Annotated in this window: 7 protein-coding genes; 3 read left to right on the forward strand and 4 right to left on the reverse strand. The window is 47.5% G+C overall.

Annotation, left to right across the window (positions count from 1 at the left end):
- Nucleotides 1–133: 133 nt before the first annotated feature.
- Together pbpC and AC59JT_RS15145 are read right to left on the reverse strand one after the other, a co-directional pair.
- Nucleotides 134–2,458, reverse strand: a complete 2,325-nt coding sequence (gene pbpC / locus AC59JT_RS15140) for a penicillin-binding protein 1C (protein ID WP_497400397.1) — start codon at nt 2,456–2,458, stop codon at nt 134–136.
- A gap of 78 nt (nt 2,459–2,536) precedes the next feature.
- Nucleotides 2,537–8,125, reverse strand: coding sequence for an alpha-2-macroglobulin family protein (locus AC59JT_RS15145; protein ID WP_497400399.1), 5,589 nt, complete (start codon nt 8,123–8,125; stop codon nt 2,537–2,539).
- Between the two features lie 198 nt (nt 8,126–8,323).
- Here AC59JT_RS15145 and AC59JT_RS15150 point away from each other — a divergent pair, with 198 nt between their 5' ends.
- Genes AC59JT_RS15150 through AC59JT_RS15160 form a run of 3 tightly spaced genes read left to right on the forward strand, consistent with a single transcriptional unit; the run spans nt 8,324 to nt 15,491 of the window.
- Nucleotides 8,324–11,611, forward strand: coding sequence for a tetratricopeptide repeat protein (locus AC59JT_RS15150; RefSeq protein WP_497400401.1), 3,288 nt, complete (start codon nt 8,324–8,326; stop codon nt 11,609–11,611).
- Nucleotides 11,601–13,517, forward strand: a complete 1,917-nt coding sequence (locus tag AC59JT_RS15155) for a DUF3857 domain-containing protein (RefSeq protein WP_497400403.1) — start codon at nt 11,601–11,603, stop codon at nt 13,515–13,517. Before AC59JT_RS15150 ends, AC59JT_RS15155 begins: the two co-directional genes overlap by 11 nt.
- Before the next feature lie 9 nt (nt 13,518–13,526).
- Nucleotides 13,527–15,491: a DUF3857 domain-containing protein gene (locus AC59JT_RS15160; RefSeq protein ID WP_497400405.1), complete on the forward strand. Its 1,965-nt coding sequence runs from the start codon at nt 13,527–13,529 to the stop codon at nt 15,489–15,491.
- A 106-nt stretch (nt 15,492–15,597) separates the two neighbouring features.
- Here AC59JT_RS15160 and AC59JT_RS15165 read toward each other — a convergent pair whose 3' ends face one another.
- Nucleotides 15,598–17,313: a GMC oxidoreductase gene (locus tag AC59JT_RS15165; protein WP_497400407.1), complete on the reverse strand. Its 1,716-nt coding sequence runs from the start codon at nt 17,311–17,313 to the stop codon at nt 15,598–15,600.
- A gap of 3 nt (nt 17,314–17,316) precedes the next feature.
- Nucleotides 17,317–17,859 carry a gluconate 2-dehydrogenase subunit 3 family protein gene (locus tag AC59JT_RS15170; protein WP_497400409.1) on the reverse strand — a complete coding sequence of 181 codons (543 nt, stop codon included), beginning with the start codon at nt 17,857–17,859 and terminating at the stop codon, nt 17,317–17,319.
- Between the last annotated feature and the right edge of the window lie 112 nt (nt 17,860–17,971).

Below are 17,971 nucleotides of genomic sequence, written 5' to 3' on the forward strand. Positions count from 1 at the left end.
GTTTACATGGAATTTTGAACTACTGACAAAACACCGCCACCAAAAAAATCAACTGTCTAAAAATGAACGCTGTAGCGCGCTACACCAGGTGTAGCAGTGTAGCGTGCTACGCATACGGCGCTACACTGCGCCTCTATTCCTTGTCCTTATCCAGCACGGTAAACCGCAATTGTGTAGTATTTCCTTTACCATCCACCAGCGTAAGCAAATGGTTGCCGGGCGGTGGCGCCAGCGCCATTTGGTGAAAGCCCCGGGTAGTGCCCACGAAGTTATTGTCCAGGCTCCAGAAGATCTTGGCCCCTGCCTCCCGGTGGGCCACGTTACAGATCATGCGCCCGCGGCTGCCGTCAATTTCCAGCGGGATGTAAACTTTGGCGCCGTCTTTCGGGTAGATCACTTCCATGGGGGTAACGCGTTCGGTTGGGGCGCAGCCGTCCTTGTAAGGCGGCAGGATCTTGTATTGGTAGTTTTTGGTTTTGTAATAGTATTCCATAGCCGGGGGCAGTATAAACCAGCTTTTGTTCACGATGCGATCGGGCGGGGTGCAGTCGCTGTTTACCTGGTATTGTTCGGTGGCATCCAGGTGTACCAGCTGGTGGTAAGGGCACACCGGCGAGCGCAGGCCGGCGGTGGGTATCCATAGCGCGTCGGCATCGGTGCAGTATTCGCCCGCCCGGTAGCCGCTTTGGTGACAAACTTTTACCCGGACCATCTCGTCGGTAGGCATGTCAAACCATCCCCGCGTAACCGGCAGCAGCCTAAATATCTCGAACATGGCCGGCGCAGCGGTATTGATGCCGGTAAGCCCGGTGCGGCCCTCGCCATTGGTATTGCCCACCCAAACCCCCACCACGTAACGCGGCGTAACCCCAATTGCCCAACCATCCCGGAAGCCAAAGCTGGTGCCGGTTTTCCAGGCAATGCGCTGGGTGGAGCCAAATTGCTGCCATAGCATTTCCTCGCCGGGGCGCATCACCTCTTCCATAGCCTGGAGGGTATAGTAAATAGAACCCGCATCCAGCAGCCCGGCTTTTTCCAGTTCGGGTTTGGGGTTATCGGCTTTGGTGTAGATGGGGTGATGGTAGTCGGCAGGGTTATATTGGCCCTTGTAGGTGCTGTGGTTATTCAGCACGCGGGCCATATCGGCGTACATGCCGGCGGTTTCCCAAAGGGTGTTCTCGCAGCCGCCCAGGATGAGGGACAGGCCGTAGTAGTCGGCAGGTTGTTTGTAGGTGGTAACGCCCATCTTTTTCAGGAAATCGTAAAAGCGTTCGTACTTGTACTTCTGCAGCATTTTAACCGCCGGCACGTTTAGCGATCGCGCCAGCGCCATAGAAGCCGGGACCGCGCCATCATAACCCAGGTCAAAATTTTGCGGGTTATAGCCTGCTATCTGGGTGGGGATATCCGGCATCAGCGTATTGGGCAACAGGTAGCCATCGTGCAGCATAGTGGCATACAGCAGCGGTTTGAGCGTACTGCCCGGACTGCGGGGCGCGCCTATCACATCCACATGGCTTTCCAGCTGGCTATCCTCGGGATGGAAAACATTACCCGCGTAGGCAAGCGCGGCGCCGGTTTGCACATCCAGCACAACAGCGGCAATATTGTTGATATGATTTGCCCGCAGGATGCCGTTATGGCGGTCAATAATATCGGTAACCTGCTGCTGTAGTTCCAAGTGTAGGGTGGTGGTGATGCGGGTGGTGCCTTCCATTTTGCCTGCTTTATAATCAGCTTTGAAACGCTCGAGCAGGTGCGGGGCCAATTGGGGTAGCGGTACCGGTTTATCCGGCATGGGTTCCAGCTTGGCCAGTTGGGCGGTGCCAGGGTCTATAACTTTTTGTTGGGCGAGTTTATCCAGCAGCTGGTTGCGCTTACGGAGCAGCACGTTCCGATTTTTACCCGGGTGGACCAGCGATGGCGAATTAGGCAGTACCGCCATGGCCGCCATTTCGCCCCAGGAAAGCTTATCCGCGCTGCGGCCGAAGTATCGCCAGGAGGCCGCGTCAATCCCCACCACATTACTACCGAAAGGGGCGTTGCTGGCGTAAAGAGCAAGTATTTCCTTCTTACTGTAGGTGAGTTCCAGGCGCAGGGCCATTACCATTTCCAATAGTTTATTGGCAAAGGTTCGTTTGTGTTTGCTGGCCAGGCGGATAACCTGCATCGTAATGGTGCTACCTCCGCTGGTTACCCGGCCGGCGCTCAGGTTTTGCCGGATGGCCCGGCCAAAGGCCAGCGCATCAACGCCGGGATGGTGCTCGAAACGTTTATCCTCGAAGGCTATGATGCACCGCTTGAACTTCTCGGGCACGTTAGGGTTATAGGGGAAACGCCATTGCCCGTCAGCGGCTATGGACGCACCCAGCAGTTCGCCTTTATCATCGTCAATAACAAAACTGGTGGGCTTGCTAAGCAGCGTGCCCGGTATGCTGAACCAAAACAGGATCAACATAACCAGCAAAACTGTAATTCCTATCAAACGTCGCCTTGTTAGCCAGGCGATATCCCTCTTCCCTATCCGCATGCTATCCTACTTCACCACATCAACCCAACGGCCCTTTTGCAGCGCGTTTATAGATGCATTATACATGGCCTCGCAATAAGCCGCAGGCAGGTAATAGCGCCCGGTGTAAGCCGCGTTCAGCATTACGTAGAACGTTGCCGTATGTCCCTGCTCAATGCTGAAATAAGTATTAGCGCGATCATCGCGGATATCACGATAATCCGACGGCGACGATTTAAACACTTCATCACCTATCATCCGGCTGTTCAAAATTTCCCAGCCTGAAGGGAAGATCTGCGTTAGCGCCATATTATCATATCTGCCTATGTGGCCTGTATTTTTTATGGTTACCTGGGCCACAAAATCGGTGCCTTGTTTTATGCTGTTGATATCTAACGGCTGGCCTTTTAGCGTGATATAATTAACCGACATCTTCAACGATTCCGGATGATTCACCGCATCGGTTTCCTGGCCCGGGGCAGGTTGGCCCTGCTGTATCAGTCGTACAAATAAAACGTTGCCGCCTTTGTTTTGTAAGGCTAGTTGTCCGCCATTTGGTGCTAAAGCGCTTTGCCACACGTAAGAGTTGGAGTTGATAGCCCCCTTAGCACCACCACCCTGGTAATTAAACAACAACTTAGTGCCCGACTTATTCTGCCCGCAATACTGCGCAATGGCCAACAACGAGTAAGCCGTTGTTTGCGTACTGTACCAATCATCCGTAGCCAAACGCGCGGCAACACTTTGCAACACTGTAGAAGCTTTTTGACGCTGGCCAAGCAAAGTCAACGTTTCCAAAATCATCGCCTCATCACGCACATCTGACCCATAGGTACCGTACAGTTGGTTGTAAGGTTTGATGGTGGTTGGCAAGCCGTTTACCATTTGGTTACCTACCTCGGGTTGCCCGGCCAGTTTATAAGCGGCTGCTAAACGCCAGCGGGCCTCTATGCTGATGTATTTAAATTCTTTCAGGCGGTTCATCGAACCTAGTTCCGGCACCCTTGCCAAAGCCAATAAGTATAGGCGGTAAGCCTGGATCAGATCAGACCCATAAAAACTGCGGCTATCCGGCTCCCAGTTAAGGGCCTTTTGTTTTTGGTAGCGTTTCCAGGCATCAATAAAGCCGACCGGTAAGCTATAGCCTTTCGCTTGCGCGGATAGCATGAAGTGACCGGCGTAATTGGTGCCCCATTCGTCGGCATCGCCAAAGCCCGGCCAGTAGCTTAAGCCACCGTTGCGCAGTTGGAAGCCGTTAAGCCTGCTGATAGCCATTTTGATGTTGCGTTCTGATTCTGCTTTTTGCCTGTCGGTCAAATCTGTCAGCTGCGCTATAAACAATTGCGGGAAGGCGGCCGATGTAGTTTGCTCCACGCAACCATGCGGGTATTGCACCAGGTAGCTTAGTCGCTTGGCCAGGTTTAAGGCCGGTATAGCCGAAACTTCCAGCGTGGCCTTGTTAGTGCCTGCCATGCCCGGCGCGGTGTAAGGCGCGTTCCATGTTTCGCCCGGTTTAAGGGTTTTGATCAGGGTTTTGGTTACCGGCGGGTTAGGGTTGCGCACGTTCAGTTCCACATCGTAGGCCGCAGTTTCATTTCCGCTGCGCGCTATAACTTTTACTTTCCCAATGCCGATGAAGTTCTTCACGGCCAGATCAAACGTAACCAGTTTATCGCCCGGCGCAGTAAACGTTAGCGATTGCTTATTGCTTCCCGCCAGGTTACTAAACGCGTTCGATTGTACTTCCACGCTCACCGTCTTGATGTTATTTTCCAAAGCAAAAACCGTAACCGGTAGCTGCACTTTTTCGCCCGGACCCAGCACACGCGGCAGGGTAGCCAGCATCATCAAAGGTTTTTTAACCGCCACGGCTTTTTCGGCTGCGCCGTAAGCACCATTTTGCCCGGCTATTACCATGGCTTTAATAGAGCCAATGTATTGCGGCAGGGTAAACTTGTGGGTTTGTTTTTGCCCTTTGCCCAAACGGAAAGGCCCCATAAATTTCACCACCGGTTTAAAGCGGTTAACCGATACGTTTTTATTGTTGCTGAGCGACTCATCGCCACCTATACCCAGTATTCTTTCCAGGCCTCCGCCATAGGCTCCTATCACATAATCAAACAGGTCCCAGGTTTTTACGCCGAGGGCCTCGCGGGCGTAGAATACACTGTGCGGGTCGGGAAGTTTGTAATTGGTCAGGTCAAGCAAACCCTCATCAACCAACGCCACCGTATAGGTCATCTCATTGCCGCCGGCTTCGGATACGGTGATGGTTGAAGGTGTTTCAGGCCTGATCTTATCGGCCATTGTTATAACCGGTTTCAATACCGTTGCCGGGTCGTCCACCTGTAACGGTATCACACCATACATGCGTATCGGCAAATCGTTAACAGCCTGGGCGTGGTGTTGCAGCAACGTAACGTTAACAAACACGTTTGGCGCCATGCTGCTTTCTACCTTAAACTTATATTGCGTTTGGCCCTTGCGGGTATCAATCCAAACCGATTTAATGATCTTGCTGCCGTTTTCAAAGCTGATCAGCGCACGACCGTCATTACCTGTCGGGATGGTTAAGGTTGCTTCCTCGCCAACTTTGTATTTTTGTTTGTCGGATGTGAAAGATAGCATGGTAGCTTCTGTCGAATTGCCCTCCTGCAGGCGTTCAGCCCAATCCATGTACACAATTTTACCGGTTGAGTGGCCTGTCTCCGGATCGCGCACTTTGATCAGGTAGCGGCCCCAATCGTCCTGGTTAACGCGGAAACTCCATTTGGCTTTGCCGTTGTTAACCTGTACCGTTTCGGTTTTTACCAGTTTGTTGTATTGGTTTTGGGTGAAATTGCTCAACTCGTCGCCGGTTTGATCCCACCACCAGCGCCACTGTATCTTATATAGCTCCACCTCCACATTGCGGGTACCCGCAAAGGCCTTGCCATCAACATCCACATCAGCAATGTCTATCGTATGGTTTTGGTTTACGCCCAGCATGCCGCTAAAAGCGCTACCCTCAGGCGTTTTTATGCCCACATAGCCCGGGTAAACATTGTAAGGCATGCTGCTGGTTTGTATACTGAAGTTGCCGCCCGGCTCAAAAACTTTTACCAGGAAATTGGCGCGTAGCTGACCAGGGGCCTGTCCATCCACATTAATATTGGCATTTATAGCGGCTGCGCCGGATGCGTTCAAGCGGCCATCAAACACCGTTTGTGTTTGGGTTTTGAAAATGAGTGTCGGGTCGTCAAATACATAATCATCATAGCCCTTAAAGCGGGTACTTTGCTGCGACAGGAAGGCATCTATCTTCGCTTTTAAATTTTGCGCTATCCCGCCAAACAGCCATTTAGCTGTCAAGGTACCATTCCTGCTGCTACCCTTAGTCAAAGCCGTTTGTCCGCCGAAGGACAGGTCCAGCTTCAGCCGGTTAGGCATAATGGTCTCTATCTTGATACTTTTTTCAAACACCGCGCCGCCCGCTTTTACGCGCGCCTGCCAGGTACCTGTTGGCGAGCCGGTGCTTGTTGCCGTATGGAAACTATAAAAACCATTAACCGAACTAGTTTTCGTAATGCGTTTATATAACTGGCCCGATGGGTTATAAAACTCAAAAGTAACCGGGTGATCTTTCGGGAAGTTATTCAGTTTATCCTCTAAAATAAACGAAACAAATATCGAATCGCCGGGGCGCCAAACGCCGCGCTCGCCGTAGATGAACCCTTTTAGGCCGTTTTGTACCTGCTCGCCGCCTACGTCAAATTTGGAAAGCAGCAATGAACTACCATCATCAAGTTTTAAATAGCCCCGCTCGTTGCCTTTTTTGGCCACCAGCAGGTACGGTTTGCGTTTCAGGCTAAAATTGGCGAAGCCATTAGCATCGCTCTGTGTTTTAAACATTACCTGTTTCTGATAATCCAGCAGCTCCAGGGTAACATTGCTCATAGGCGCGGCATCCAAAATATTAGTTACCGCCACCAGCATGTTGTTATCGTTGCCACGCTTAACAATGAGGCCAATGTTTGATGCCAGGATATTGCGGCTTGCCCATTTATCGCGGGTGTAGTACGAGTCGGTACATGGGTCGTCGCGGTCCTTCCAGTTGTAGCTGCCAAAAGTATAGCGTTGGTAATTTTGCCAAAACTCGTCGTCTTCATCAATATTGTCGCCATAGTATTCGCCATCACCTTCCCCTTCTTCGTAACCTTCGTCGCCCTCATCATCGGCCGTGCCAACCTTGGCACCGCCGGCTTTGCAGCTGTATAGCGAGTACTCGTGCTTAAAGCCCAGCACCACGCGGTAAATAGCGCCCGGTTCGGCATGCAGCAGGTGGTCAATATCCAACAGGAAGCGGTTCTTTTTATGCAGATCGAGGGTTTTATCTTTATCCAGCCTGATGGTTGTACGCACTACGGGCTTGGCCACCTGGCGCAACTGTTGTTCGCCATCATAAGCGTTATTCTGCAAAAACTGCGGTATGTTGTTTTGGTAAATTTTAATGATCACTACATCCACCGCGTTCAGGTTTGAAGCCTCGAAAGGCATGCGTAGTTTGCCGCTGCCGGGTAGTATAGTGCCCTTGCCAGGGATACTTACCGCAGGCAGGCGGTTCTCAAAAAACAGGTTAGCCTCGCTTGGCTGGGTAATTTTGGCGCGGGTAATATCCTGCACACCTTCGTTTACAAATGCGCGGTGATTACCTTCCAATCGCTCCGGGGCGTAAACTTTTACCACGCTGCCGTCGATTGTGAAGGCCGCGTCGCTGATGCCGTCAATACCGATCAAACCATTCAGATCCTGGCCCACCAGCACAGGCCTTGAAAAGCGTACTTCTACATACTGCTCATCATCCTGCACAGCACGGATGCCCAGCACTTTAAATTCCCCTGTCGGCGGAACCTCAAATAACTTGCTATCTTTTTGATCAATACCTAGCGGACTACCATCCCACTGTACTGATAGCTGGTTAGTTTTATTGGTGCTGATAATATTGTTCACCACAAAGCGATGACTATTATCGGCCGGGTTATGCTGCCAGGTAAAAGTTGTGGGCGATGGATAACTGGCCGTTATCATTTTTTCTACTTTGGCATTGTCCTCCTTATCGGCGGTTTGTATCACGCCGGTTAATTTCAGCCTGTCCAGCGATGTGCTGGTGGCACTTTGCAGGCCCTCAAAATCAACAGTAAAGTCGGGCTTTAGGGTTTGTATATCAAACTTAAAATGGCTCAGTTTGGCTGGCACATCGGTTATCTTACCTAAGTTAAAATCAACCTTATAATTTTTATCGGGCGTTAAATAAGTGGCGGGTTTAAACTCAATAGTGCGCTCGTCGGCCCAATAGGCTTTGCCCTTTACCGATGGCGAAAAATCAAACACATCGGCATTAACCTCTTCATGCCGGGCATGGGTGGTTTGTACATCCCCCGCCAGGCGTATGCGGATGGTACCGGTTTTGGAGATCATCCCGGCGGTGTATGATTCTACATACTTGTTAAAGTCGGGATCTATATCGCTTTTCTGCTTTTTGTATAGGAAGAAAAATATCCCCGCGAACAAAATGAGCAAGGCTGCGCCTACAGCAATTAATTGCTTGCGGCCAAAGGTTTGGGTGGCAAATATCATGGTAGATGAGATGAGTTTGTATCAAATATACTTAGGTTAACTTAAATAAAATATGGGGTGCGATAAATTTTTAAAAGTTAAATCAGCTCTCCTGTCGATAAAAAAATTTAATTAATACATCAGATTTTTTACCATAAAAGGACTTGTTTTTTTTAAAAAATGTACTACTTTAACCGCACCAAAACCCTTACATAATTTATGAAATTGATAAAATTTCTACTCGTGGCCTTAGTTGCGCTTCCGGGTATCTCTTCGGCCCAAAAAAGCGGGCTTATTAATTCCGGCGAAATTCTGAAACAAGGCTCTGTATTGCACGATTCAACCCAATACAAACAAGCATTGGTTTTATATGATAAAGTTAGCCGCAGCGATACCAATTACGTTAGGGTATTATACGAAAAAGCACTTACCTGCCAGGCCGATAGCCAATTTACGCAAGCGGTAAAATATTGCCGCGAAGCACTGGCGCTTAAAGAACAACGCGAGTACGAACCCGATATTTATAATGTTTACGGTACCACGCTTAACACCATGGGCCAAAGCGAAGAAGCGCTTAAAGTGTTTGATGAGGGGATAGCCAAATTTCCATCTTCGCCATTATTATATTACAACAAGGCGGTAACCTACGCAACCCTTAAGCAATATGATAAGGCCGAAGAGCTGTTTAAAAAAACCATACTTACCAACCCTTACATGTACAGCGCGCATTACCAGCTGGGTTTGGCCGCTTTAAACCAGGGCAAAATAATCCCCGCCTACCTAAGTACTGTAGGCTATTTATTAATGACTCCGCAGGGCAGGTTTGCCTCATCGGCCATTGGCTTGTTAAGCAAAATGTCAAAAGGTACTGATGAGATATTGGAGTTTAAAGCTAAGCGTACGATACAGCCAACGGGCGATTACCAGATGGCCGAAGAGATTCTGCTATCGAAAATAGCTTTCGACAAGCAGTACAAACCCATTATAGCGCTTGACGACCAGATATCGCGCCAGATACAGGTATTGTTTGAAAAACTGGAATACAACCCGGGCGATGCCGACTTTTGGAACCAGTACTATTTGCCTTATTACAAACAGGTATTTACCACCGGCCGTTTCGAGCCTTTTATAAACCACCTGTTTATGGGCGTTAATGTTGATGAGATACAGAATTATGTGAAGAAAAATAAAAAGCTGATGGACGGTTTTGAAACCGAAGCCGCTACTTATTTTAATCAGCTACGCTCAACCCGCGAATTGATGAAACCCCGTCGCGATACCATAAGCCAGCAGTACATGTATGATGACGGCACTTTGGTGGGCCTGGGTAAACTGGTTGATAATGGTAAAACACTGGTTGGCCACTGGAAATTTTTATATCCGGCAGGTAATTTAAAAAGCGAGGGCGATTACAGCGCCACCGGCAAACGCGAAGGCAACTGGAAGTTTTATCATCCTTCGGGCATTGTAAAAGCTGTCGAGATCTATAAGAACGGCGAAGTTGACGGGGTGCTTAATTCGTATTATGACAATGGGAACCAATCAACCCGGGAGAATTATGTTAACGGCAATGCAGAGGGTTTAACTACTTTTTGGTTTTATGGCGGTAATGTAAAATCGCTTACCAATTATAAAGCGGGAAAGAAAGATGGCGAGGAGCGCTTGTTTTATAACAATGGCAGTTTAAAAAACATTAACCATTACACCGCCGGCGTAGTTAACGGCCTGGTGCAGGAATACTATAAAAGCGGTCAGCTAAAAAACACGGCCAATTATGTTAATGGCAAAATGGAAGGCCCTTATAAGGTATACCACGAAAACGGTGCTCTTTCTGCCGAAATGCAGGCCGTTAATGATATTGTTATCGGCGAGTGGAAATCATACTACAACAGCGGCAAACTTAAAGAAAAACGGAATTACAGCAATAAAGACGAAGACGGCCTGCACCAGGAATACTATGAAAATGGCAAGCTGGGCACCAGCTACACCATGGTAAAGGGCAAAGTAAACGGCCCTGCCGAGTATTATACCAGGGATGGCGCTTTGTATGCTAAATACACGTTTGATAACGGCGTTATTAAAAACACCCAGTTTTTAAGTGCTGATGGTAAGCAGCTAAGCGCCTCGGCTTTAAAAGGTGATTTTATTGATGTTACATCGTATATGTATGGTGTTAAAAAAGCGCATTTCAGGCATGATAAGAAAGGCAATTTAACCGGCGTGGATACTTTGTTTTACCCGTCGGGGAAAGTAAACCAAATCGCGAACTATAAAGAGGGCAGCCAAACCGGCCTAACCACTACTTACCACTTAAACGGCCGCAAAAAATCAGAGATAAACGCAACCGATAACGAAGAGGATGGCTACTACCAAAGCTATTATGCCAACGGCCAACCCGAAATTGAAGGCTGGGTTGTAGCCGGGCAAAAGCAAGGCGATTGGGTGTTTTATGATGTTCGTGGTAAGGTAACCAGTACGGCGTATTACAACTATGATGAGCTGCATGGCTACAAACAGGAATTTGACGGCAATGGCAAGTTGCATACCGAGTACAAGTATGATTATAGCCTGCTGGATAAAATTACCCACTACGATCCAAGCGGCAAAATTATCGGCGTTGATGAGTTCCCTAAAGCGACGGGCACGTTTAAGTTGCTTTACCCTAAAGGGCAGGTGATGGAACAGGCGGGTTACAGCAAAGGCAATTTCCACGGCGCATACAAAACGTTTTATGTGGATGGGTCTGTCGAGTCGAGTTTCTTCTACAAAAACGGGCTTATTGATAGTACCTATGTAAGCTATTATCACGGCGGACAAAAACATAACGAAGGACAATATAAAAACGGCGATAAAACAGGTACCTGGAAAACCTATAACGAGGATGGCACGCTTTTCTGCAATGTTGTTTATGATAATGTTGGCAACAATAAACGCACGTATTATCACCCCGACGGAACAAAGGACCGCGTAGCCGACTATAAAGAAAACGAGCTTAATGGCCTGTTAACCAAATATGATCCTGATGGTACTTTAGCCTACCAAATGATGTATGACAATGGCGATGCAAAATCATACAGCTATACCGGCAAAGACGGCAAACCAACACCTTTTGTTGATATTACCAATGGCCACATGCAAGCCTACTTCCCTAACGGCAAGCTGGCCCGCGAGTGCACCTTTGCCGATGGCAACAAAGAGGGCGAACTGAAGATATACTACACCAACGGGCAGCTCAGCGTATCGGACGTAACCAAAGCGGGCTTGCTGCAAGGGCCATCAAGGGATTTTTACCCTAGCGGCAAACTGGCATCGGAACTTTTATATGTTGACGACCAGCTTGACGGCCTGGCCCGCGAGTTTTATAAAGACGGAACCCTAAAAAAAGAAACCATGTATGTAAGCGGCTACAACCATGGCCCTGTAAAATTCTACAACGCGCAAGGTAAGCTGGTTAAAACCCTGCAATATGAATACGATAAGATCGTAGCAATAACGAATGAAAAATAAACGCAACCTGATACTTACTGCCGCCTGCCTGTTTTTAGGCGGTACGGGCGCCCTGGCACAAACCTTTGACGAACTTCGCAAAAGCTTCCCCGACGAAAAAGCGGTGATGTTTAACCGTATGATGGAGTACCGCATCGGCGTAAAAAATGGGCAACCTAATGTGGAGAGCCAGGAAACACAGCAAATTGCTTACTTAACCAGCAATGCGACAGCCTTCATGGGCGAATCCGGGTTTTCGCATTCTGATTTTCAGAAGTTGATAACCTACCAGGCTTATACACGTACGCCCGACAACAAAAAACTAAAGGTTACCGAGTTTAAGGAAGCATCAAACAAAGAGTCCTCTGTTTTTTATGATGATGTGAAGTACACCACCTTTAATTTTCCGGCGGTGGGGCCGGGCGCGGTGGGTAACCTGGAGGTATCGCGCGTGCATACTAATCCGCATATGCTTTCGCCTTATTATTTTGAGAGCTATTTGCCAATTGTTACCAATACACTAAAAATAACCGTATCAAAAGATGTAAATATTAAGTACCGTTTATTAGGGCTTGATACATCGAAAATAACTGTTAATGTAGAAAAATCACGGGGCGATAAAGTTTACACCTTTCAATATAAAAACAGCCCGTCGGACAGGAGCTACCCGGATGCGCCCGACTATAGCTGGTACGAGCCTCATGTAATATTTAATATCGAAAACTACCGCAATGATAAGGGCGAAAACGTATCCTACCTGTCAAACCTGGATGACCTGTATCGCCTTAATTACAGCTTTATTAAAAACATAAACGGCAGTATTAGCTCCGAGCTAAAACACATTGTTGACTCGCTTACAGCTAACGTTACATCTGCCGAAACAAAAACACGTAACATTTATGGCTGGGTGCAGCACAACATTAAATATGTAGCCTTTGAAAACGGTATGGAAGGCTTTGTGCCGCGCGATGCCGGCCTGGTGTGCAGCCGCCGCTTTGGCGATTGTAAGGATATGGCCAGCATACTTACCCAGATGCTAACAAGCGCGGGTGTAAAAGCCCATTTTACCTGGCTGGGCACCCGCGATCTGCCTTACAAATTTACCCAACTGCCCCTACCGCTGGTTAGCAACCACATGATATGCACTGCCGAAATCGACGGCAAATTCATTTTCCTGGACGGGACAGATGCTACCTGCATATTCGGCGCGCCGTCATATGCCATACAGGGCAAGGAAGCTATGATCGCGGTAAACGAGAAGGACTATAAAGTACTCAATATCCCCGTTATCGAAAAAAACAACAATATGCTGGTTGATACTACCTGGCTGGAGCTTACGCCAACCGGTATTAAGGGCCATATTAAACAGTTGCGCGAAGGTTACTACGCCTCCAACACCTACGCCAAGCTGATGTACATGAACAGCAAAAGCGCGCTCGAAAGCATGAAAGACGAATTTGGTCGTGGCTCGAACAAGTTTTTGCTGGATACTTTCGATATTAAAAAACAGAGCCCGGACAAGTTAACCTTGTCTGCCTCATTCAGCCTGGCCGATTATGCCAAAAAACTGGGCGACGAATATTACCTTAACCTAAACCTTTTTAAGTTTTATACCAACGGGCAAATTGATTATCCGCGCCGCAAAGTGCCTATTGAGTATAATTTTAAGTTCAGCAAAAAATATGTAACCCTGTTAAAAGTACCTGCGGGTTATAAAATATCATACATGCCGCAGGGTAAAAAATTTAATAACAACGTATGGGGCTTTAACATACAGTACGAAAAAAAAGGCGACTGGGTAATTTTAACCCAGGAGTTTGACAACGAAAACCTGCTACTTACCCAAGAACAGTTTGAACCCTGGAACAAAGTACTTGAAAACCTTTTCCCACTTTATAAAGAAACCCTAAGCCTAAGCAAAATATAACTATTGAATATGAAAAAACACCTGGTCGCCGCATTGGCGCTATTACTATCAGCCGGCAACCTTTACAGCCAGAATGCCAAAATTGAAACCGAAAACTGGGCAGAAAAGCCTGCGCTATACAAACCGGCCGGCAATCACCAAAAAGAATCGGCCGTTATTGTGTTTGATAAGCGCCGTGTTGAATACATCGCCGAAGGTAAAAGTGAAGTTGGCGTATATTATACCCTGCATCGCATCATCCATATTAATGACGACCGCGGTATTGAAACTTTCAATAAAATTTATTTAGGCGTTAGCGATAATTCAGAACTATTGGCTGTAAAGGCCCGCACCATATTGCCAACCGGCAAGATCATTGAATTGAATAAAAGCAATATTAAGGATGTTAAAGAGCAGGACGGATCAATCTATAAAATATTCGCCCTTGACGGGCTTAGTGCCGGTTGCGATGTAGAGTATTACTACACTTTTAAAAAGGCCACCTCTTTTTTTGGGCGCGAAAACATACAAAGCGGTTACCCCGCGTTGCGCAGCGTTTTCCAGCTGATAAAACCGGCGCATTTAAAATTTGACATTAAAGGCTATAACTGTACCCCGATAGTTACCGACTCGTTGGTTGGCGACAAAAAAATAACCCAATGTATTTTTACCGAAACACCGGGCCTTGAAGAAGAGAAATATGCTTTCCGCGATGTTAACATTCAGCGCGTGGAGTATAAGCTATCCTACAACGAAGGCGCTCAGACACGCGAACGCATGTTTACCTGGAACGAATTGGCTAAACGGGTGTACGGTACCTATACCTCTGTTAGCGAAAAAGAAGTAAAAAAAGTACAGGACCTTATTAAAGCCAATGGCTGGGATAAAATTGACGGCGAGGTAAATAAAGTAATAGCCGTTGAGAATTACATTAAAAAAACCTACACCTACAACGAGGAAGCCAACCACGAAGCAGCGGCTACTATTGATGGTGTACTACAAAACAAAATTGCCGGTACGATTGGTATAGCCCGCCTGTACGGCACCATTTTTCAAAACCTGGGTGTTAAGTTTCAGTATGTGTTAACTGCTGATAGAAGTAAATCTGTTATTGACAAAGATTTTGAAAACTGGAACAACTGCGACTACCCGCTGGTTTATTTTACCAACCTTAATAAATACATTGCTTTAACCCGTGCAGATTATCGTTACCCGATGATATACCCACTTTGGGGTGCTGCCAACGGGCTTTTTCTGAAGGGTACCTCTATAGGTACTTTTGTAACCGCTATTGCCGAGGTTAAACCGGTTGAGCTGGAAGAATATACCAAATCATTCAGTAACATCGAATCGCGGATGGAGCTTACCAAAGAGCTTGACTCGTTAACCATCGAGGCCAAACAACTATTTGGCGGTTATAGCGGCGCTGTATATAAAAACATATTTAACTACGCTAACGAAGACCAGAAGAAAGAGATTGTAAAGGATATGGCTCAGCGCTTATCCAACACAGATCATATCCTGTTTTCGGAAACCTTGAACAAAGAATTTGAGGCTACCGATAAGCCATTTATCCTGCATACCAAAACCCGTTCGACTGATTTTGTAGAACGCGCCGGCAACAAAATTTTGATTAAACTAGGCCTGGCTATCGGCCAGCAGGTAGAAATGTACCAGGAAAAAACAAGACAGGAGCCTGTCAACATGGATTTTGGCAACGTTCAAAACCGTAAGCTGGAGTTGGTTATTCCCGAAGGTTACGTAGTCAAAAACCTGAACGACATTAACCTTAATCAAACCTATAAAGAAAATGGTGTACAAACCATGGGCTTTACATCGGGCTATGAACTTAAAGGAAATGTGCTGACCATCAATATCCAGGAAAACTATTTGAACACTTTCTATCCGCTTAGCCAGATAGAACCATTTATAAAAGTGATCAATACCTCGTCTGATTTTAACAAGGTAGTATTGGTGCTGGAAAAGAAGAGCTAAGCATAAAGCATAAAAAAGCCCCGGCAAATTACCGGGGCTTTTTTATAGTGCAAGGCCGTCCCAACTCAAGGTTCAAGACTCTAAACTCCTGACTCAAGACTCCCCACTAAATCTCCCCTTTTTTCATCTGCCCCACGGCATAATCAACCGCGCGGGCGGTGAAGGCCATATAGGTTAACGAAGGGTTTTGGGTGGAAGTCGATGTCATGCAGGCGCCGTCGGTTACAAATACGTTTTTTACATCGTGCATCTGGTTCCATTTGTTAAGTACCGATGTTTTTGGATCGTTACCCATGCGTGCGCCGCCCATTTCGTGGATATCAAGGCCCGGTGCCTGGCTGGCAGCGGCAAGTTTAATGTTGGTGAAGCCGGCGCTGGTAAACATTTCCTGCATCTGCTCAAAATAATCCTTCTTCATTTTTACGTCGTTATCGTCGTAATCCATGTTGATCTTGAGCAGCGGCATACCCCAGGCGTCTGTCTGGTTTTTATCCAGGCTTACGGTACTTTTTTCCTTCGGGATGGTTTCGCCCATCATGTGCGAACCTACTTTCCAGCTACCATCCTTAGGATGCAGCAAACTTGCTTTCAGATCGGCACCAATGCCGGATGTGTCGCTGCCCGATTCGCGGTAGGCCGAGAAACCCGCGGCGTAGCCACGTAAAAAGTTGGTTTCCTGCTTAAACACGTTACGGAACCTTGGCATATAACCACCGCCGGCCGGGTTTCGGCCATCGGTTTTGTATTGTTTCATGCCATCAAAATCTGCATAGATACGGGCGCTGTAATTGTGGAAGGCCACGTATTTACCCAACACACCGCTATCATTACCCAAACCATTAGGAAAGCGTTTTGAGGTTGAGTTTAACAGCAGCAAATTGGTATTTAAAGCCGCCGCGTTTACAAACATCACCTTGGCATAGTACTCAATGGTTTCTTTAGTATTGGTATCAATCACCCTAACGCCGGTAGCTTTACCTTTCTGCTCGTCATAAATAATCGACTCTACAACCGAAAACGGACGCAGCGTTAAATTGCCCGTTTTAGCCGCCCAGGGCAACGTTGACGAGTTACTGCTAAAGTATCCACCAAATGGACAACCACGCTGGCATAGCGTACGGTTTTGGCACTGGCCACGCCCCTGCTGCGCATGTATAGGCTGCGGTTTTGATAAGTGCGCCGCCCGGGCGCTTATAACGTGCCTGTTTTGGTATTTACTGCTGATGTGTTTTTTGAAATGATCTTCCACCGCGTTAAGCGGGTAGCCGGGTAAAAAATCACCATCGGGTAATTCCTGCAGACCGTCTTTGTTGCCTGCTATACCTGCAAACTTTTCCACGTAGCTGTACCATGGGGCTATATCCGCGTAGCGGATGGGCCAGTCCACGGCAAAGCCATCGCGTTGCGGGCCCTGGAAATCGAAATCGCTCCAGCGCTGGGTTTGGCGAGCCCATAGTAATGATTTGCCACCCACCTGGTAGCCGCGGATCCAGTCGAAAGGTTTTTCCTGCACGTAAGGATGCTCCTTGTCCTTCACAAAAAAGTGCATGGCATCTTCCTTAAAAGCATAACAGCGACTTACTACCGGATTTTCTTTTTGTATAGCCAACGGCACCTCGCCGCGGTGCTCAAACTCGTAAGGCATTTTAAAAGTGGTGGGATAATCCACAATGTGTTTCACATCGCGGCCACGCTCCAAAACCAATGTTTTAAAACCCTTTTCGGTAAACTCCTTCGCGGCCCAGCCGCCACTAATGCCCGAGCCTATTACTATCGCGTCAAACGTGCGCTCGGCCAGGCTATCGCCATTTATATTGAACATATCTTATCCTTTAGCAGGTGTTGTTTTTGCGGGGAAATAACCATTGTAACGGCCCGGCACCATTTCGTAAACCAATTGTTTGGTCATTACATATTTTGAGTTAAGATAGCCCTGTACAGTGCGCGCTTTAGTGATACGATAAAAATCGACCACATCGCCGCTGTAACCGTTTTGTTTATCTACATTACCCAATATCTCGCGGCGTTTTAAAGCGGGCAGATCGGCGAATGATTTGCCGGTTTGTTTTTTGGTAATAGCGTCCAGCTCATGCAGTCCGTTTATGAATTTTTGTTGCGGGGCTTTGTCATAGCAATCGTCCACCATTTTCATTACGAAAAGGTGTACGCCCAGGTCCTTAGCGCCGGGGGTGTCGGTGCGCGGTATCAGTGTTTCCACCACGGCAGCCAGCAGCCTGTCCTGCGCCACGTCAATATCAAAATTATGGTAACGGATCAGCGGCAGCGAGGCCCCCTGCAAATATGCGGGCAAAGCCAACATTCCTCCCGTAGCTATCAACAAATTTCTAATGGCTGTCCTTCTCTGCATATCAGTTTTTTGGTAATTATAAATTTACGCGTTTATGCGGTATCAAACTAATCATTTTTTAACAGAAGCGTATACTTTAACGGCTTTATAAAGGGTGTATTGCTGATATGAC

The sequence above is a fragment of the Mucilaginibacter sp. A3364 genome (assembly GCF_059690715.1).

Bases quoted from the DNA above. Each gene is read 5' to 3' on its own strand.
- pbpC (WP_497400397.1), bottom strand. From the start codon at position 2,458: ATGTTGATCCTGTTTTGGTTCAGCATACCGGGCACGCTGCTTAGCAAG.
- AC59JT_RS15145 (WP_497400399.1), bottom strand. From the start codon at position 8,125: ATGATATTTGCCACCCAAACCTTTGGCCGCAAGCAATTAATTGCTGTA.
- AC59JT_RS15150 (WP_497400401.1), top strand. From the start codon at position 8,324: ATGAAATTGATAAAATTTCTACTCGTGGCCTTAGTTGCGCTTCCGGGT.
- AC59JT_RS15155 (WP_497400403.1), top strand. From the start codon at position 11,601: ATGAAAAATAAACGCAACCTGATACTTACTGCCGCCTGCCTGTTTTTA.
- AC59JT_RS15160 (WP_497400405.1), top strand. From the start codon at position 13,527: ATGAAAAAACACCTGGTCGCCGCATTGGCGCTATTACTATCAGCCGGC.
- AC59JT_RS15165 (WP_497400407.1), bottom strand. From the start codon at position 17,313: ATGTTCAATATAAATGGCGATAGCCTGGCCGAGCGCACGTTTGACGCG.
- AC59JT_RS15170 (WP_497400409.1), bottom strand. From the start codon at position 17,859: ATGCAGAGAAGGACAGCCATTAGAAATTTGTTGATAGCTACGGGAGGA.